Origin of the sequence: Pantoea sp. B566 (assembly GCF_024793925.1) — a bacterium.
Lineage (GTDB): Bacteria > Pseudomonadota > Gammaproteobacteria > Enterobacterales > Enterobacteriaceae > Pantoea > Pantoea ananatis.
Window position 1 is genome coordinate 1,341,013 of record NZ_JANUQL010000003.1, and the last position, 16,739, is coordinate 1,357,751.

Below are 16,739 nucleotides of genomic sequence, written 5' to 3' on the forward strand. Positions count from 1 at the left end.
TCGCCCATCCTTTTAGTCTTTATAAAATGAGAAATGGTGCTGTGCATCCACGATCTGCTGGCGGGTGAGCATAAAGACGCCGTCGCCGCCATTGTCGAACTCCAGCCAGGTAAAGGGCACATCGGGATACTGTTCCATCATGTGCACCATGCTGTTGCCCACTTCGCAAATCAGCACGCCCTGCTCGCTCAGGTAGCCCGGCGCGCAGGCAAGAATGCGGCGCACCAGTTTAAGGCCATCGCTGCCCGCCGCCAGCCCCAGTTCGGGTTCATGCTGATACTCGCTCGGCAGATCGTCCATATCTTCCGCATCGACATAGGGCGGATTCGTCACGATCAGGTCGTACTGCACCGGCGGGAGTTCGCGGAACAGATCGGCGCGGATCGGCGTGACGTGATGAATCAGGCCGTGCTCTTCAATATTTTGCTCGGCGACCGCCAGCGCATCGTGGGAAATATCCACTGCATCCACTTCTGCGTCCGGAAAGGCATAGGCGCAGGCAATCGCAATACAGCCGCTGCCGGTGCACATGTCCAGAATATGTCGCGGTTTGTCCGTGATCAGACCGGCAAAGCGGTTTTCAATCAGTTCCCCAATGGGCGAACGGGGAACCAGAACCCGTTCATCAACGTAAAACTCATGGCCGCAGAACCAGGCTTTATTCGTGAGATAGGCGACCGGGATGCGCTCGTTCACGCGGCGAATGACGCGCTCAACAATGCGATGGCGTTCGCTGGCCGTAAGGCGCGCGTTACGCATGTCTTCAGGGATATCCAGGGGCAACCACAGCGTGGGCAGGACCAGCTGGACAGCTTCGTCCCAGGGGTTATCTGTGCCGTGTCCGTACCAGATTCCGGCAGCCGTAAAGCGGCTCACTGACCAGCGCAGCATATCCTGAATGGTGTGCAGTTCGTTCACTGCCTCATCGACGAAAATTTTGTCCACGTAGCCCTCCGCAGGCCTTTTACTAATTCGGCCGATAGTTTGCCACGAAGCCGAGGAGAATTCAGCGCAGCAAGGTGAAAAAGCTGACAATTAATGACGGTTAACGGTAAGGTATCGGCTTCTGCTGTTAATCAGCCACCTCAGACATGATTCACCACCCATGAGTAAAAAAAACCCCCTGAGCCAGGATGATCAAGCGCTGTTTCGCCAGTTGATGACAGGAACGCGTCAGTTAAAACAAGACACTATCGTACACAAACCGGCGGTTAAAACCCGGGAAGTGCCGATAAAAAGGCTGCTGTCTGAACAGGCGGATAACAGCCACTACTTTTCCGATGAGTTCCAGCCGCTGCTTTCCACTGAAGGGGCGACGCGCTATGTGCGCGCGGACGTGAGCCATTTTGAGCTGAAAAAGCTGCGTCGGGGCGATTACACGCCAGAGATTTTTCTCGATCTGCATGGGTTAACACAGATGCAGGCCAAGCAGGAGTTAGGCGCGCTAATTGCCGCCTGTCGTCGCGAACACCTTTTTTGCGCCAGCGTGATGACCGGACATGGTAAACATATTCTAAAGCAGCAAACGCCGCTTTGGCTGGCTCAACATCCCTGGGTAATGGCCTTTCACCAGGCACCTAAAATGTTTGGTGGCGACGCTGCCTTGCTGGTGCTGATTGAAGTAGAAGAGTGGCAACCGCCAGAGCTGCCCTGACATTCAGGCAGCAAAACGGCTTAAGCACCTTGCCCCGCTGCCTCCCCCTTTGACGGGGGAGCCCGTTAAACGGACTCACACGTCGCTCCCCTTAAACGCCCGATCCCGACCCTGTTTGGCCAGGCGTTCTGCTGCTTTCTGTTCAGGCTGACGCAGACTATTTGCTTAAGAAACTATTTATATTCAATACAAGTTTTCCCTTGCCGATAACGTCTAGGCATTTAGGCACATTAGGCTTCAACATTTTGGCGTATTGACCAAGGGAACATTTTGAATGAGCGCATTAAGTCATTTTTTTGAGAATTTAAACGTAGGTAAAAAGTTAATGCTCGGTTTTGGACTGATTTTGCTTTTGAGTCTGGCCGTAGCGATATGCGGTATTAAAAACCTCAACGATATTAGCGTCCGGGCCGAAAAGCTCAGGGAGCTGAAAAGTGTCAACGATCGGTTTTCACAGGCCAAAGATGCCCGGCTGCAATTCGTCAGAACACATGATGAAAAATTCATCGATCTGAACGAAGCCATGCTGAAAGAGGTGGATCAGAACCTGAGAAATTTGGGCGTTTTTCGCTGGGATGCCAGTCAGCAGGCGATGATTACGGCGATGCCGTCAGCCATTGCCACCTACCGGCAGAAACGGGCCGATACCGTGCAGGCCGTTCGTAATGGGGCTCAGGCTTTACAAAGCCTGTCTGTCGAAGAAGAAATGCGGGGGATCAGCCAGCTTGCCACGAGCAGCAGCAATGACGCGCAGGTTGCCGCAGCCTTACAGGAAATCAATAAGCATCTGGCTGGCGTCGCGGTGCGGGTGAAACTCTTTGGCCTTGAGCACAAAGATGCCGATCGCAGCGCACTCAGCAACTTCCTCACTGAAACCGTCGGGCTTATCGCACAGGTTGCGCCTCGCCTTAACCCGGCAGACAGTGCAACGCTCGCAAAAATCAGCGAACAGCTTGACGGGAAACAAGCTGACATTAATGCGCTGATGGCCTCCGTGAAAGCAGGCGAAGAGGCCACGGCCGAGCTGGCGGTTGCGGGTAAGACCCTGACGGACATGAGCAATAACTTGTTTACGCAACAGCTGGATGCCACCAATCACGATGCCGGACAGGCCGTGTGGTTAATGGCTGCCATTGTTATCGCTGCCATCGTGGCAGGTATTGTTATCGCCCTGTTCATTACCCGACAGCTGACGCGTCCACTTTCTGAACTGCTAAACGTGGCGAACCAGATGGCGCGTGGCAACCTCAGCATCATGCTCAACTCGACCCGTCGGGATGAGCTGGGCGAGCTCATGCGCGCGGTAGGCGAGATGAGCGATGAACTGCGACGGATTATCAGCGGGATTCGCAGCGGCGTCACCAGCGTCAGCCAGGCTTCCGCAGAAATCGCCTCCGGGAATAATGATTTATCGGCACGGACAGAAAGCCAGGCAGCGGCCCTTGCGCAAACGGCAGCCAGCATGGAGCAGTTGACTGCGACAGTAAAACAGAACGCCGATAATATTCATCATTCCAGCAGGCTGGCGCAGCAAACCTTTGACACGGCGAGCCGTGGCGGAGAGCTGGTGACCAATGTCGTCAGCACCATGGATGAAATTTCTGCCAGCTCGGGGAAAATCTCCGAGATCACCTCCGTCATTAACAGTATTGCGTTTCAGACCAACATTCTGGCACTGAACGCCGCGGTAGAAGCGGCAAGGGCTGGCGAACAGGGCCGTGGTTTTGCCGTCGTCGCAAGTGAGGTGAGAAATCTGGCGCAGCGCAGCGCGCTGGCGGCAAAAGAAATCGAAGCGCTTATTCAGGACTCGGTTGCGCGCATCCGCGCCGGTTCACAGCTGGTCAGTCAGACAGGTAACACTATGGGAGAAATCGTCACCTCGGTCAGCAATGTGACAGAGATACTGAACGAGATCTCTCACGCGTCTGAAGAGCAGAACCGCGGCATTGCGCAGGTCGGCGTGGCTATCGTTGAAATGGATAACGTGACGCAGCAAAACGCGGCCCTGGTGGAACAGTCGTCTGCGGCGGCAAGCGCGCTCCATGACCAGGCGCAAACGCTGGCGGGCTCAGTATCACGTTTTGTGATTGCCTGACCTGCAGGGAAAGAAGCAGACGGGAATGACGTTCGGGGGTCGTTTTCATGTTCGGGCCAGTAAATGGCCCGACATTATTACATCGCTTTCGCGAGTTTTTTGGGGCTGACCTGCCATAACAGTTTGCCCTGACTTTCAGCCGGATCGAAGTCAATGCAGGCAATGGCCGAGGTGGCAAACATCGGTGGGGTTTCCTGGGGGCAAAGCTCCGACACCAGATAGCCCACCAGTGGCAAGTGGGAGATAACCAGCGCCGATTTAACCCCTTCATTCGCCAGTGCCTGCAAATAGCATCCGACCAGACCGGGATCGCCGCCGGGGGTCAGTTCCGGCAAAATATCCTCCCCTTCTGGCAAAGGGAACGCCTCACGAAATGTGGCAAGCGTCTGCTGCGCACGGAGATAGGGGCTGACCAGTACACGTTCAATGTCAACAGACTGACCTTTTAACCAGTTCGCCATTTGACGTGATTCGTCACATCCACAAAGCGTTAAAGGCCTGACTGAATCACTGGCAGCCTCAAGAGCCGCATCGCCGTGACGCATGATAAAAACTTGCATAAAGCACCGCTGTTGTTTGTCGACATCGCCTGATGCATCCGCATGAGGCGCTTCATTCTGCGAATGAACGTCGTGTTGTACCCTAATGACTTCAGTATAGTCAACCGGTTGTTTATTAAATAAGCACCTGTCAGATTCGTGCAGCGCCTCACGCTTGTGCGGCGCGTTTCTAACCCCCTGAATCGGAGTGGGTATTCGAATTTATGAAGAAGTGTAAAACTTTGTCTGCTGCTCCGCTGCGCGCAGCAACGCGTCACAGGGCGCAAAACGGTCCCCGTACTGTTGCTGAAGCCGCGTTAATCTGTTGACGATTTCTGCCGCGCCCAGCCTGTCGATGTAATGGAACGGCCCGCCCAAAAAGGGGGGAAAACCAATGCCAAACACCGCACCGATATCGCCGTCCCGCGGCGAGCGGATAACCTGCTCATCCAGGCAACGCACCGCTTCGTTTAACATCATCATCATGCACCGTTCGGCAATCTGCGCGCCGCTTTGCTTTGCCACCGGCCGGGTCTTCACTAAGCCGTACACCGCCGGATCGACCTTCTTACGCGACAGACGCGACGATCCGTACAGGTAGAATCCCCTACCGTTTTTGCGTCCTTTGCGACCGTCTTTGATCACGGCATCCAGCGCGGAAGGCGCGGCAAACCGCTCGCCATAAGCCTGCTGCAGGCCCGGTGAAATCTTACTGCCGACATCAATGCCAACTTCATCCAGTAGCTGAACCGGCCCCACAGGGAATCCCGCCTTCACCAGCGCCCGATCAATGTGATCGATCGGTTCCCCCTCCACCACGCAGCGCATGGCCTCGTTGATGTAAGGTGTGAGGATACGGTTGACGTAAAAACCAGGTTTATCGGCCACCACTATCGGCGTTTTACCCTGTTTCCGTGCCAGCATTACCGTACTGGCAAGCGTTTCAGGCGAGGTCGTGGCATGCGGGATCACCTCGACCAGCGGCATTTTTTCCACCGGGCTAAAATAGTGCAGGCCGATGATGTTCTCCGGACGCCGTGCCGTCGCCGCAATCTCTGCAATGGGAATCGATGAGGTATTGGAAGCAAAGATCGTCTGAGGCTGACAGTTCGCCTCGACGTCCGCCACCATCTGTCTTTTCAGATCCAGGTCCTCAAAGACCGCCTCAATCACGATATCGCGCTGGGTGAATCCCTGATAGTCGGTGCTGCCGCTGATGCGCGCCATCTGCTGCTGACGCTGTGCCGGACTGATTTGCCGGCGTTTCACTTTTTTACTCAGCAGATCCCAACTGGTTTGCAGGGCATGGTTGATGCCTTTAAGACTGATATCCTTGATGCGCACCGGTAGCCCCGCATTAACGGCGCTGACGCTGGCGATCCCGCCGCCCATCAGCCCGCCGCCCAGCACACCGACCCGTTGGAGTGGTCGTGGTTCAGCTTGGGTGCCGTTCTCTTTCTTGATGGCGGTGGAAGCAAAAAACAGGCTGCGCAGCGCGGCCGACTCTGGCGTCATCGCCAGTTCGCCAAACGCCCGCGCTTCCGCGGCGTAACCGGCCTGGCTGCTCTGCTCCAGGCCGATGCGAACCACCTCGATAATGCGTCGTGCCGCTGGGTAGTTACCCTGGGTTTTACGATCGGTTTCGCGTCTGGCCAGTGCGAACAGCGCCTGACGAGCCATCGGGCCCTGCAGCAGACGATCGCGCAGGGGCAGCGGCGCTCTGCGGTATTTCCCTTTCTTCACCAGTCCAACGGCGGCGTCAAGCAGGATGGCCTGCGGCACGGCATCATCAACAATGCCCAGCTTTTTCGCCTGCCTGGCCCGCAGGTTCTTACCGGTAAGGATAAGCGGTAAGGCTTTCTGTACGCCGATTAAGCGAGGCAGGCGCTGCGTGCCGCCCGACCCCGGCAGCAGCCCCAACTGCACTTCAGGCAGGCCAATACGGGTTTTATCGTCCAGCGAACAGATGCGCGCGTTGCAGGCCAGCGCCAGCTCAAGCCCGCCGCCCAGACAAGCACCATGGATTGCCGCCACCACAGGAAATGGCAATGCCGCAATCGCCGCCATCACGTCCTGCCCTTGTCTGGCCAGCGCTTCTGCCTCGTGGGCGCTCTGGCAGCGATCGATCATGCTGATATCGGCCCCTGCAACAAAGTTGTCAGGTTTGCCTGAAATCAGCACCAGTCCCAGCAGTTGCGGATGCTTGCGTGCTTCCGCAATAATTGCCGCAATCTGTGCCGCGAATGCCGCTTTAAGCGTATTCATCTTTTCATTGGGTACATCAATGGTGATCACGCCTACATGATCGTCCCGCATCTGTAATGTGAACGCGCTCTGTTCCATTATTCGGCCTCCAGAACCATTGCTGCCCCTAAACCCCCGGCGGCGCAGGCTGTGACTAAACCCAGCCCGCCGCCCCGGCGGCGTAATTCATTTAACGTCTGGGTAATCATGCGTGCGCCGGTTGCGGCAAACGGATGCCCAAAGGCGATCGATCCGCCCGAGACATTAAAACGTGCCTCGTCAACTTCGCCCAGCGCATGGGCGCGGTTCAACACGTCCCGGGCAAAACGTTCATCACGGAACATTTTCAGGTTGCTTAATGTCTGAGCGGCAAAGGCTTCGTGCATATCAATCAGGGTCAAATCCTTTAAGGTTATCCCGGCACGATCCAGCGCCAGCGGCGAGGCGTAGGCCGGCCCTAACAGCATGTCCTGCCAGACGTCGATAGCGGTAAACGCATAGCTGCGTAAATAGCCCAGCGGCTGTATTCCAAGCTCTTTTGCCCGGCCTTCACGCATTAAAATGACCGCCGCAGCCCCATCGGTAAGCGGCGTACTGTTTGCCGCAGTAACGGTACCGTGCTGACGGTCAAATGCCGGACGCAGCCGGGCATAATCGGCGGCTTTTGCATCCATACGCACATTATTATCTTGCTCGATGGGCGCTTTCCACGGCGGCACAAAGGCGGCCATCACCTCCTGACTCAGTACGCCTGACTGCCAGGCCTGGGCCGCGCGCTGATGCGAGCGCAGGGCCAATGCATCCTGCTCTTCCCGGCTGATGCCATGCGTTTTGGCCATCTGCTCTGCGGTATCCCCCATACGTAATCCCGTGGAGTACTCCGCAACGGCAGGCGGAACCGGTAACAGATCTTTAGGGCGCAGCCGCCGGAGAATGTGCAGCTTCTGTGAAAAGCCACGCGCTTTATTCATATCCACCAGCGCGCGCGCCAGCGTTTTACTGACCCCAATGGGCAGCACAGAGGAGGAGTCCGCCCCGCCTGCGATGCCGGCAGAAATCGTACCTGCCAGTAAGCTTTCGGTGACGTTTGCCACCGCCTGAAAGCTGGTGGCGCAGGCGCGGCTGACGCTATAAGCATCGGTATTGACGCTCAGGCCACTGCTTAAGACGATCTCACGTGCAATGTTTGGCGCTTCCGGCATTTGCACCACCTGACCGAAGACCAGTTGCTCAATCACCTCAACCGGGAGTTCACTTCGGGCCATGATTTCGCTGATCACCATGCGACCCAGTTCAACCGCAGGGATGCCGTGAAAACCCGTGGCCTGGCGAAGAAAAGGCGTACGTAATCCGTGGGTTATGGCGATGCGCTCGCCATTACGCGTCAGCAGTGACTGCGCTTTGCTCATTGTATCCACCTGTACATCGTGACCGAGGCATCATTGCCGAAAGAGGTCTGACCTGATCCACAGTGTTAACCACAAGCGGGTGCGCCGCCAACATCAGGAGGAGAAAAGTGAGATAAGAAACACGAAAATGAAAAACGCCGCGGAGCAGCGGCGCCGAAATGTTTAACGTAAACCCAGTTGGAAAATCAGGGTTTCGGCCTGACAGCTAAAGGTAAAGTCGATATTAAGCTGCACGCCACCGGCCTCTTCTACCATGCTGGAATCGATAACGCAGGGTTCTGACTCGACCTGACGCGCCCTTTCCGTCAGCTGCGCCAGTTTCGTTTCGGCATCGGCGCGATCTTTACACCATGCTGACCAGCTGGCCGTACAGTCTGAATTATCCATCACCGTACCAACATCAACGCAACAGCAGGCAGCCGTTTCCGTCGCGCTACATTTTTTTAAAGCATTTGTCATGATTTTCTCCTGACATCACATCATAAGGTGGATGAGTTTTCTGCTGAAAATTTTACGCTCTGGCTTATCAACCCGCTACACACACCGCGCTAAGTGACGAATATCACAATAAAATTTGATGTGGATCAGTTTTGCTCCTGCCGCTCTGCCCATTTATTCCCGAGAAGTGTTAAGCAGATCGAATTTTCACCTATCAAATTGGAAATATTTTAAAAACAATATTGCAACATGTGTACAGGTCGGACCTATACTCTCCGCACTGGTCTGATATGTGCATTTGACATCAGTCCATACAATCCGCCGTTCCTTGTTACGCGACGTCACAACGTTAAATAATAATTCACATGAGGTTGTGGTCATGAACCATAAAAACCTGTTCGCAAAGTCAGCCGTGGCAGCTGCAGTAGCGCTTATTTCCTCTAACGTATATGCAGCCGGATTTCAGTTAAATGAATTTTCTTCCATTGGTTTAGGTCGCGCTTATTCTGGCGAAGGCGCAATGGGTGATACGGCGGCCTCAGCCAGTCGTAACCCGGCAACCATGGCACTCATGGATCGCCCTGAATTTTCAATCGGTGCGGTTTACATCGATCCTGAAGTGGATATCAGTGGCCAAAGCCCGACGGGCCGCAGCCTGGACGCGAAAAACATCGCACCGAATCAGTGGATCCCTAACCTGCATTACGTCCAGCCTCTCAATGACAAGTGGTGGGTAGGCGCGTCAGCGACGTCTAACTACGGCCTGGCGACAGAGTTTAACAACGGTTATACCGCGGGCGGATTCGGTGGAAAAACCGATCTGATGACCGCTAACCTGAACCTCAGTACGGCCTATCGTCTTAATGAACACTTCAGCTTCGGTGTGGGCTTTGATGCGGTTTATGCCAAAGCAAAAATTGAGCGCTACGCTGGCGAATCCTTCTCGGCACTCAGAATTCCTGCGGATACCCAGATTGCTCGTCTGAAGGGAGATGAATGGGGCTATGGCTGGAACGCCGGTATTCTTTATGAAGTCGATGAAAACAACCGTTTCGGCTTCACCTACCGCTCTGAAGTGAAAATCGATTTCGATGGGGATTACAAAAGTAATCTGCCTACTGCCCTCAATGCCTTTAACATCCCCGGTGCGCCTTTTGGCACAAGCGGTAACACCATTCCGGGGTCACTGACCCTGAACCTGCCGGAAATGTGGGAAGTTTCAGGCTGGCATAAAGTGGCACCACAGTGGGCCGTGCACTATAGCCTGGCCTACACCAGCTGGAGTCAGTTTCAGGAGCTGAAAGCAACGGGCTCAAACGGCCAGACGCTGTTCTATAAAGATGAAGGTTTCCACGATGCCTACCGCATCGCACTGGGTACCACCTACCAGTACGACAAAAACTGGACCTTCCGCAGCGGTATCGCCTTTGATGACAGCCCGGTTCCGGCTGACAAGCGTTCTATCTCTATCCCGGATCAGGACCGTTTGTGGCTGAGCGCCGGTGCCTCTTATGCGTTTAACGACGATGCATCGGTAGACGTCGGCGTGTCTTACATGCACGGTCAGAAAGTGACCGTGCAGGAAGGCTCCTATACCTTTAACTCTAGTGGTAAAGCCTGGCTGTATGGCGCAAGCTTCAACTACAAGTTCTGATGCGGGAAATGCATAAAAAAAGCGACACTGAGTGTCGCTTTTTTATTGCTCATGGGAACGTCACACGTCATTCAGTCTGGTGACAACCCTGTAACAGCTTCACGTCATCACCCCGGGCCGCTTATCAGGCCGCCCTTGCGACAGGCGGCTTCTGGCGGGCCAAGATTTACTGCGAATCAATGTCTTTCAGATCGTCCTGGATCGCCGCCGCATTCGGATTTTCTTCTGGCTTCAGCTTGCCGCCGCGCGCCAGGAAGTCGTAGCGCTGGAAGTAGGCGCTACGGATAAAGGCGTAAGGATCGCGTTGCTGTTTCAGGATTGCATCCGAGTCCAGCAACTGTGCGCGCGATTCGATGCCTTCCAGCGTCCATTTACCGATGGACATGGGCCAGGTCAACCAGCCAAGCACAGGATAAAGCGTATCGACGTAATCACCGCCGTCCTGACGTATCGTGAAGCTGCCATAGGCCGGTAACTGCACATAAGGGCCATAGCCCACGCCATAGTGACCGAGCGTGGTACCAAAACGCTGCGGTCCCTGGCGCGCCAGTTCCGGATTGGCTTTACCGGCGACATCAATGAAACCGCCCAGCCCCAGCACCGTATTCAGGAAGAAACGTGTAAAGTGGATACCTGCATTGCGCGGCTCGCCGACCAGAATCGCATTTACCATACTGGCAGGTTCGCTGAGGTTGCCCAGGAAGTTGCTGAGGCCTGCGCGCGCAGGCACGGGAACATAGTCGCGCCAGGCCACTGCCACAGGGCGCAGCACGTAAGGGTCCAGCACGTTATAGTTGAAGTTAAACATTGTGCGGTTAAAACCTTCAAGCGGATCGCTACGCCCTGCAGGCGCATCGTCAGCAGGCTTTGAACTGGCACAACCAACCAGAAGCACACTGGTCAAAGCCAGGCTGGTCAGGCGGTGATCCATTTTTTTCTCCCTGTGCATATAAGTTATTTATACCCTGCTGAGTTTCAGCGGGTAGATCAGCGCAGTCCAGCAAGCATAGCTGATATCTCCCGTGCGGTTGGCAGATTCAGACATTGCCAGACGCCAGCCGGTTAAGGCTGCTGTTTATCAATCGCGACGTCAATGTGCTGATGGCCATCCCAGGGGACTATCGCGCTGACGCCAAACCAGTCGCCCGGCTCAGGATTTGCGCGGCCATTTCGTGCAATCCTGACGCGAACCTGAATCTGTTTCTGCGTTGAAAGACGTCGGTCCTGTAACATGGCATTGCTGTCATCCAGCGTCAGCGACACGGGAAAGTGTCCGGGCGAGACGCGTTTCACCGCCACCGGCACCGGCGAGACGCCGTCAGTCACCGAAATATACATGACTCCGCCCGGCGGTAACATTTTTTCTGCCTGGGGAGAAAGCGTCACCTCGACCGTTAGTTGACTGCTTTGCTGCCCTGCATCGGTTTTGGCTTGCTCAATGCTGCGCGCAATGCCCTCACGACGAGGATCGTCGGCCGGTAACACCTGCAACAGGGTTTGCCAGCTGTCTATCGCCTGCGAATACTGCTGTTGTTCAAACGCATTATAGGCCAGCAGGCTTAGGGTGCGGATATCCTGCGGATGCTGTTTAAGCAGATCCTTGAGCAGCAGCCCGGCCTGGCGGTTATCCTGAGGATCGCCCGATCGCGTCAGCACCTCAGCATAATCCTGCTGCAGGGCAAAATTATTCGGTGCCAGCTGCAACGCATGCTCGAAAGCCTGACGCGCGCCCGTGGCATTGTTGAGTACCATACCGAGGCGGCCCAGCATCGCCCAGCCACTGAGGTTATCAGGTTCGGTTTGCAGCTGGCTGCGCAAACCGAGCTGCAGGCGAGAGAGCTGCTCTTGGGTAAGTGGCCGGGCATGGGGATCCATGAGCTGGGCGCGCAGCGCCGGATACGCTTCCTGCACCTGGAGCCAGCCACTTAACTGCGTTAAGCCACCGGTTTTAAGATAGCTTGCCAGTGACACGATAACTAAAACGATCAGGCCGGGTAACAGCACCCAGCGACGGCTGCGGTGCGAGTGGGCATCCGAAGCGGGCGGAATATCGCTAAGCAGGGTTTGCTGTAACTCCTGCTCCATCACGGCGCGATCGGCAATCACGCCCTGCTCTTCGTCCAGGGTCATCTCAGCCAGCCGCTGCCGATAAAAATGCGTATTAAGGTTGTCGCGCGCTGCCGTGTGGGTTTCACGTTGACGCCAGCCTGCGGCTAAAAACAGTACGCTGGCCGCCAGCAGCAGCAGAAAAATCGTGAGTAAAAAGACAGCCATTATCGTTTCCTGTCCGACTTCAGAATCGCCGCCAGACGCTGTTGTTCCTGGTCATCAAGCTCGCTTCGGGTTTTACGCTGACGACTACGCCACACGATCACGGTACCGCCCACAATCACAAACAGCGCCGGGCCAGCCCACAGGATCAGTGTTGAGGGCGTGACAGGCGGCTGGTAACTGACGAAATTGCCATAACGCGCCACCATATAGTCGATGATTTGCTGACGGCTCTGCCCCTGCTTCATCAGTTGATAAACTTTCAACCGCATATCTGACGCAATCATCGCATTAGAATCGGCGATGCTGTTGTTCTGGCATTTGGGACAGCGCAGCGAGGCCGTGATTTCACGGTACTGCTCCTCCTGCGCCACGGAGTCAAACGCATAGGTATCAATCGCGGCCCACAGGCTGGCGCTAAACAGCAGCCCACAGAGCATCATCATCAGGGATCTCATGCGCCGCTCTCCTTCGTGTATTTATCCCACAAGGGTTTGACTTCCTGTTGCCAGACGCGCGGGTTCAGATCGCCAGCATGGCGATAGCGAATAATGCCTTTGCCATCAATCAAAAAGGTTTCAGGTGCGCCATAAACGCCGAGATCGAGGCCCAACATCCCGTTACCGTCATACAGGCTGAGCGCATAAGGATTACCCAGCGTGTTCAGCCAGGTTACTGCCTTCTGGCGATCGTCTTTGTAGTTCAACCCTACAACCCGAACGCCCTGCTCTGCCAGCTCATTAAGATAGCGATGCTCGGCGCGGCAGGTCGGACACCAGGTCGCCCAGACGTTCAGCAACAGTGGTTTACCGGTGATCAACGTTTGCTGATCATAGGTTTTGCCTGGCTTATCCAGCGCCTCCAGCCTGAACACGGGCAAGGGCTTACCAATTAAGGCCGATTCCAGCCGTGAAGGATCGTCCCCTTCCGCATTACGTGACAGCTGCCACAGCAGCGCGGCAGCCAGCAGTAAAAATAATCCCAGCGGAACAAATAGAATTTTTTTCATGTCCGCACCTCACGATCGGCTTTCTTGCGCGAGCGATAGCGCGGGTCGAGCAAACAGAACAGCCCTCCGACGGCCATAAACAAGCCGCCAAACCAGATCCAGCGGACGAAGGGTTTGTAGTAGATACGCACCGCCCAGCTACCGTCACTGAGCTCTTCACCCAGCGCGGCGTAAAGATCGCGGGTAAAGCCGCCGTCGATCGCCGCCTCGGTCATCATGGTGCGCGCGGCAGAGTAAAAGCGTTTTTCCGCATACAACACGGCTTCCGGCTTGCCCTTGCGGGAAACGTCAATGACCGCCACGCCGCCGCTGTAATTAGGGCCTTGTAAGTTCTGAACATCACGAAAAACAAAATGGTAGTGATGGATATCGACGCTGTCGCCCGCTTTCATGCGCACGTCGCGCTCAACGCTGTATTGGGTACTGAACGCAATGCCAATAACGGTGACGCCCACGCCGAGATGTCCAAGCACCATGCCCCAGTGACTGCGCGAAAGGTGACGTAATCCGGTAAAAAAACGATGACGATGAGTGGCACGCTCATGCAGCTCCATCAGGGTCAACAGGATGATCCATACCGCCATCAGTAATCCCACCACCGTCATGGCTTGAACACGATCCTGCAACCACCAGGGCAGCAGCACAGAGGCCAGCAGCGTCACGAGCAGCGCTATCAGCAGACGACGAACCAGTTTTTGTGGTTCATCGCGTCGCCAGCGCACTAACGGCCCAATACCGAGCATTAACGCCAGCGGAGCCATTAACCAGCTGAACATGGTATTAAAGAAGGGTTCGCCAACGGAAATGCTGCCCAGCCCTAACTGTTTATGCACCAGCGGTAACAGCGTGCCGAGCAGGACCACCAGCATGGCCGCGATTAGCAGCACGTTATTCCCCAGCAGAAAAGATTCTCGCGACCAGAGCTCGTTTTGCACCCGACTGCGCACCTGGCCGCCTTTAATGGCATACAGCAGCAGCGAGCTGCCAATCACGATGACCAAAAATGCGAGAATAAACATGCCGCGCGCCGGATCGGAGGCGAAAGCATGTACCGAGACCAGCACGCCGGAACGGACCAGGAAGGTGCCGAGCAGGCTCAGGGAGAACGCGGTAATAGCCAGCAGCACCGTCCAGGCCTTGAAGGTGCCGCGTTTTTCCGTAACCGCCAGCGAGTGCATTAAGGCGGTGCCCGCCAGCCACGGCATAAAGGAGGCGTTTTCCACCGGGTCCCAGAACCACCAGCCGCCCCAGCCCAGTTCGTAATACGCCCAGGCGGAACCCAGCACAATCCCAATGGTCAGGAATAACCAGGCGGCGGTAGTCCAGGGACGCGACCAGCGCGCCCAGGCGGTATCCAGCCGTCCCGCCATTAATGAGGCGATGGCAAAAGCAAAGGCCACGGAGAAGCCGACATAGCCCATATACAGCAGTGGCGGATGAAAGATCAGGCCGATATCCTGCAACATTGGGTTAAGATCGCGACCGTCTACGGGAAAATCGGGCAGCGTTCGGTTGAAGGGATTGGAGGTGAGGATGATAAACAGCAAAAAGCCCAGATTGATCATCCCCATCACTGACAACACCCGGGCCAGCGCGTCCTGCGGCATACCGCGGCTGAAGATTGCCACGGCCAGCGTCCAGCCACTCAGCAGCAGCACCCACAGCAGTAACGAGCCTTCATGCGCGCCCCAGGTGGCCGCAATGCGGTAGTAAACCGGCAGCAGTGAGTTTGAGTTGTTGACGACATAGCTCACGGTAAAATCGTTAACGATAAACGCCCAGACCAGCAGCATAAAAGCCCCCGCGACGCAGGCAAACAGGCCAACGGCAAGCGGACGTGCCATGCCCATCAGGCGGGCATCCTGGCGCCAGGCGCCCCACAGCGGATAGACGCTGAGCAGCAGCGCCAACGCTAATCCAAGACAGAGTAAGAAACTGCCCAGTTCTGGCATCATGGTGTACGTCCTGCCGGGTTATTCGCGGCCTGTTGCGCAGAGGGTGCGGGTTTCATCGCGGTGCTGATTTCGGGAGGCGTGTAGTTTTCATCATGTTTTGCCAGCACTTCGTTGGCTTTGATCAGGTTGCCGGGCTCAAGTACGCCCTGCGCGACAACGCCCTGACCTTCGCGGAACAGATCCGGTAAAATGCCGACAAAGCTCACGTTGACCACACCGCGACCATCATAAAGCTGGAAGGAAACCGCCAGCGTGTGGGGATCCCGCGTTACGCTGCCAGGCATCACGACGCCGCCCACGCGCAGGCGCTGTCCGGGCTCAGGCTTGATATGCGCATCGCCTTTTCCCTCCAGGATTTCACCCGGCGTATAAAACAGATCGATATTGGACCGCAGCGCATACATCACCAGTGCGGTCGCCAGCCCAAGTCCGGTAAGTATCGCCACCACGACATACAGGCGATTACGACGGCGGGTATTCACTTCTCTTCTCCTGCCGTAGGGTTGGCGGTACGTTGAACGTTGGCCGCTCGCAGGCGGCGCTCCCGTGCATCACGCTGGCGAATGTCCGCCAGCAAACGTCGGTGTGACCACCTACTATGCAAGATCAGGGCGAAAAGCGGCACCAGCGTGCCTGCCACCGCCAGCCACACATAAAAGGCGTAGCCGCCCATGGCAACGAAGTCATGCCATGAGGCAAAAGCGGGCGTCATACTTTGCTCCTTGTCTTCGCCAGGGCAATTGCCCAGGGACGTTTACGTTCCGTAAGCAGGATCAGGTTACGTAAGCGCATCAGCGTTAAGGTGATAAACAACAGCAGGTCACCCAGGATGGCCCAGCGCAGCGGCGTGCGCATCGGCGGCGCGATCGCCTGTTGCAGCAACCCGGACGATCCCTGATGTAAGGTATTCCACCACTGCACAGAGAAATGAATGATGGGCAGATTGATCACCCCGACCAAAATGAGCACGCCTGCGGCCCGCCCGGCCATGCGACGATCGTCGAAGGCCTGATACAGCGCAATCACGCCCAGATATAAAAACAGCAGCACCAGTTCTGACGTCAGTCTGGCATCCCATATCCACCAGGTTCCCCACATCGGCTTGCCCCAGGCAGAACCGGTGACCAGCGCGATAAAGGTAAACACGGCACCGATTGGCGCCATCGCCGCTGACACTAAATCGGCCATTTTCATCTGCCAGACCAGCCCCGTGAACGCCGCAACGGCCATCGCGCTGTATATCCCCATCGACCACATGGCCGCCGGAACGTGGATATACATAATGCGAAAGCTGTCACCCTGCTGGTAGTCTGCCGGTGCATAGCCAAATCCCCATACCCAGGCCAGCAGCAGTACCGCCGCACTGGCCAGAGCAAACCACGGCAGCAGGCGACCGCACAACTGATAGAGCCGTTCGGGCTTAGCCAGCTGATGTAATCCTTTCCACATGTTCAATTGCTCACATTAAAAT

At 56.0% G+C, this 16,739-nt stretch carries 16 protein-coding genes; 3 read left to right on the top strand and 13 right to left on the bottom strand.

The features are described 5' to 3' along the window. Positions 1 to 12: 12 nt before the first annotated feature. Complete coding sequence (gene prmB, locus NYE92_RS07810; protein ID WP_014605352.1) at positions 13 to 945, bottom strand: 50S ribosomal protein L3 N(5)-glutamine methyltransferase; 933 nt, start codon at positions 943 to 945, stop codon at positions 13 to 15. A 160-nt stretch (positions 946 to 1,105) separates the two neighbouring features. Here prmB and smrB point away from each other — a divergent pair, with 160 nt between their 5' ends. Next, positions 1,106 to 1,654: an endonuclease SmrB gene (gene smrB / locus NYE92_RS07815; protein ID WP_013026568.1), complete on the top strand. Its 549-nt coding sequence runs from the start codon at positions 1,106 to 1,108 to the stop codon at positions 1,652 to 1,654. A gap of 274 nt (positions 1,655 to 1,928) precedes the next feature. Continuing rightward, the gene (locus NYE92_RS07820) at positions 1,929 to 3,749 is read left to right on the top strand and encodes a methyl-accepting chemotaxis protein (RefSeq protein ID WP_014594202.1); all 1,821 of its coding nucleotides are present in this window, start codon (positions 1,929 to 1,931) and stop codon (positions 3,747 to 3,749) included. 77 nt (positions 3,750 to 3,826) lie between these two features. Here NYE92_RS07820 and sixA read toward each other — a convergent pair whose 3' ends face one another. From sixA to NYE92_RS07840, 4 genes are all read right to left on the bottom strand, one after another. Further along, a complete protein-coding gene (gene sixA / locus NYE92_RS07825) occupies positions 3,827 to 4,309 on the bottom strand; it encodes a phosphohistidine phosphatase SixA (RefSeq protein WP_013026570.1) in 483 nt (160 codons plus the stop codon). A 201-nt stretch (positions 4,310 to 4,510) separates the two neighbouring features. Then, complete coding sequence (fadJ, locus tag NYE92_RS07830) at positions 4,511 to 6,631, bottom strand: fatty acid oxidation complex subunit alpha FadJ (RefSeq protein ID WP_259018833.1); 2,121 nt, start codon at positions 6,629 to 6,631, stop codon at positions 4,511 to 4,513. Further along, positions 6,631 to 7,941 carry an acetyl-CoA C-acyltransferase FadI gene (gene fadI, locus NYE92_RS07835; protein WP_014594204.1) on the bottom strand — a complete coding sequence of 437 codons (1,311 nt, stop codon included), beginning with the start codon at positions 7,939 to 7,941 and terminating at the stop codon, positions 6,631 to 6,633. Before fadI ends, fadJ begins: the two co-directional genes overlap by 1 nt. A 162-nt stretch (positions 7,942 to 8,103) precedes the next feature. Then, positions 8,104 to 8,400, bottom strand: a complete 297-nt coding sequence (locus tag NYE92_RS07840) for a YfcZ/YiiS family protein (protein ID WP_014594205.1) — start codon at positions 8,398 to 8,400, stop codon at positions 8,104 to 8,106. A gap of 358 nt (positions 8,401 to 8,758) precedes the next feature. Between NYE92_RS07840 and fadL the strand changes: the two genes are divergently transcribed. Next, positions 8,759 to 10,033 carry a long-chain fatty acid transporter FadL gene (gene fadL / locus NYE92_RS07845; protein WP_078828831.1) on the top strand — a complete coding sequence of 425 codons (1,275 nt, stop codon included), beginning with the start codon at positions 8,759 to 8,761 and terminating at the stop codon, positions 10,031 to 10,033. A gap of 166 nt (positions 10,034 to 10,199) precedes the next feature. Here fadL and mlaA read toward each other — a convergent pair whose 3' ends face one another. The 8 genes from mlaA to NYE92_RS07885 all read right to left on the bottom strand — a co-directional run bounded on the left by mlaA (position 10,200) and on the right by NYE92_RS07885 (position 16,717). Next, positions 10,200 to 10,964 (bottom strand): phospholipid-binding lipoprotein MlaA, encoded by a 765-nt coding sequence (gene mlaA / locus NYE92_RS07850; protein WP_014605347.1) that lies wholly within the window; start codon positions 10,962 to 10,964, stop codon positions 10,200 to 10,202. Between the two features lie 131 nt (positions 10,965 to 11,095). Next, positions 11,096 to 12,307, bottom strand: a complete 1,212-nt coding sequence (gene ccmI, locus NYE92_RS07855) for a c-type cytochrome biogenesis protein CcmI (RefSeq protein ID WP_259018835.1) — start codon at positions 12,305 to 12,307, stop codon at positions 11,096 to 11,098. Continuing rightward, the gene (locus tag NYE92_RS07860) at positions 12,307 to 12,762 is read right to left on the bottom strand and encodes a cytochrome c-type biogenesis protein (RefSeq protein ID WP_022623449.1); all 456 of its coding nucleotides are present in this window, start codon (positions 12,760 to 12,762) and stop codon (positions 12,307 to 12,309) included. The genes ccmI and NYE92_RS07860 overlap by 1 nt, the downstream gene beginning before the upstream one ends. Continuing rightward, positions 12,759 to 13,313 carry a DsbE family thiol:disulfide interchange protein gene (locus NYE92_RS07865; protein ID WP_014605344.1) on the bottom strand — a complete coding sequence of 185 codons (555 nt, stop codon included), beginning with the start codon at positions 13,311 to 13,313 and terminating at the stop codon, positions 12,759 to 12,761. The genes NYE92_RS07860 and NYE92_RS07865 overlap by 4 nt, the downstream gene beginning before the upstream one ends. Continuing rightward, positions 13,310 to 15,268, bottom strand: a complete 1,959-nt coding sequence (locus NYE92_RS07870; RefSeq protein WP_078828833.1) for a heme lyase CcmF/NrfE family subunit — start codon at positions 15,266 to 15,268, stop codon at positions 13,310 to 13,312. The genes NYE92_RS07865 and NYE92_RS07870 overlap by 4 nt, the downstream gene beginning before the upstream one ends. Beyond that, positions 15,265 to 15,750 carry a cytochrome c maturation protein CcmE gene (gene ccmE, locus NYE92_RS07875; protein ID WP_028715425.1) on the bottom strand — a complete coding sequence of 162 codons (486 nt, stop codon included), beginning with the start codon at positions 15,748 to 15,750 and terminating at the stop codon, positions 15,265 to 15,267. The genes NYE92_RS07870 and ccmE overlap by 4 nt, the downstream gene beginning before the upstream one ends. Continuing rightward, positions 15,747 to 15,980, bottom strand: coding sequence for a heme exporter protein CcmD (gene ccmD / locus NYE92_RS07880; protein WP_013026580.1), 234 nt, complete (start codon positions 15,978 to 15,980; stop codon positions 15,747 to 15,749). Before ccmD ends, ccmE begins: the two co-directional genes overlap by 4 nt. After that, positions 15,977 to 16,717 (bottom strand): heme ABC transporter permease, encoded by a 741-nt coding sequence (locus NYE92_RS07885; RefSeq protein WP_014594213.1) that lies wholly within the window; start codon positions 16,715 to 16,717, stop codon positions 15,977 to 15,979. The genes ccmD and NYE92_RS07885 overlap by 4 nt, the downstream gene beginning before the upstream one ends. Positions 16,718 to 16,739 lie beyond the last annotated feature (22 nt).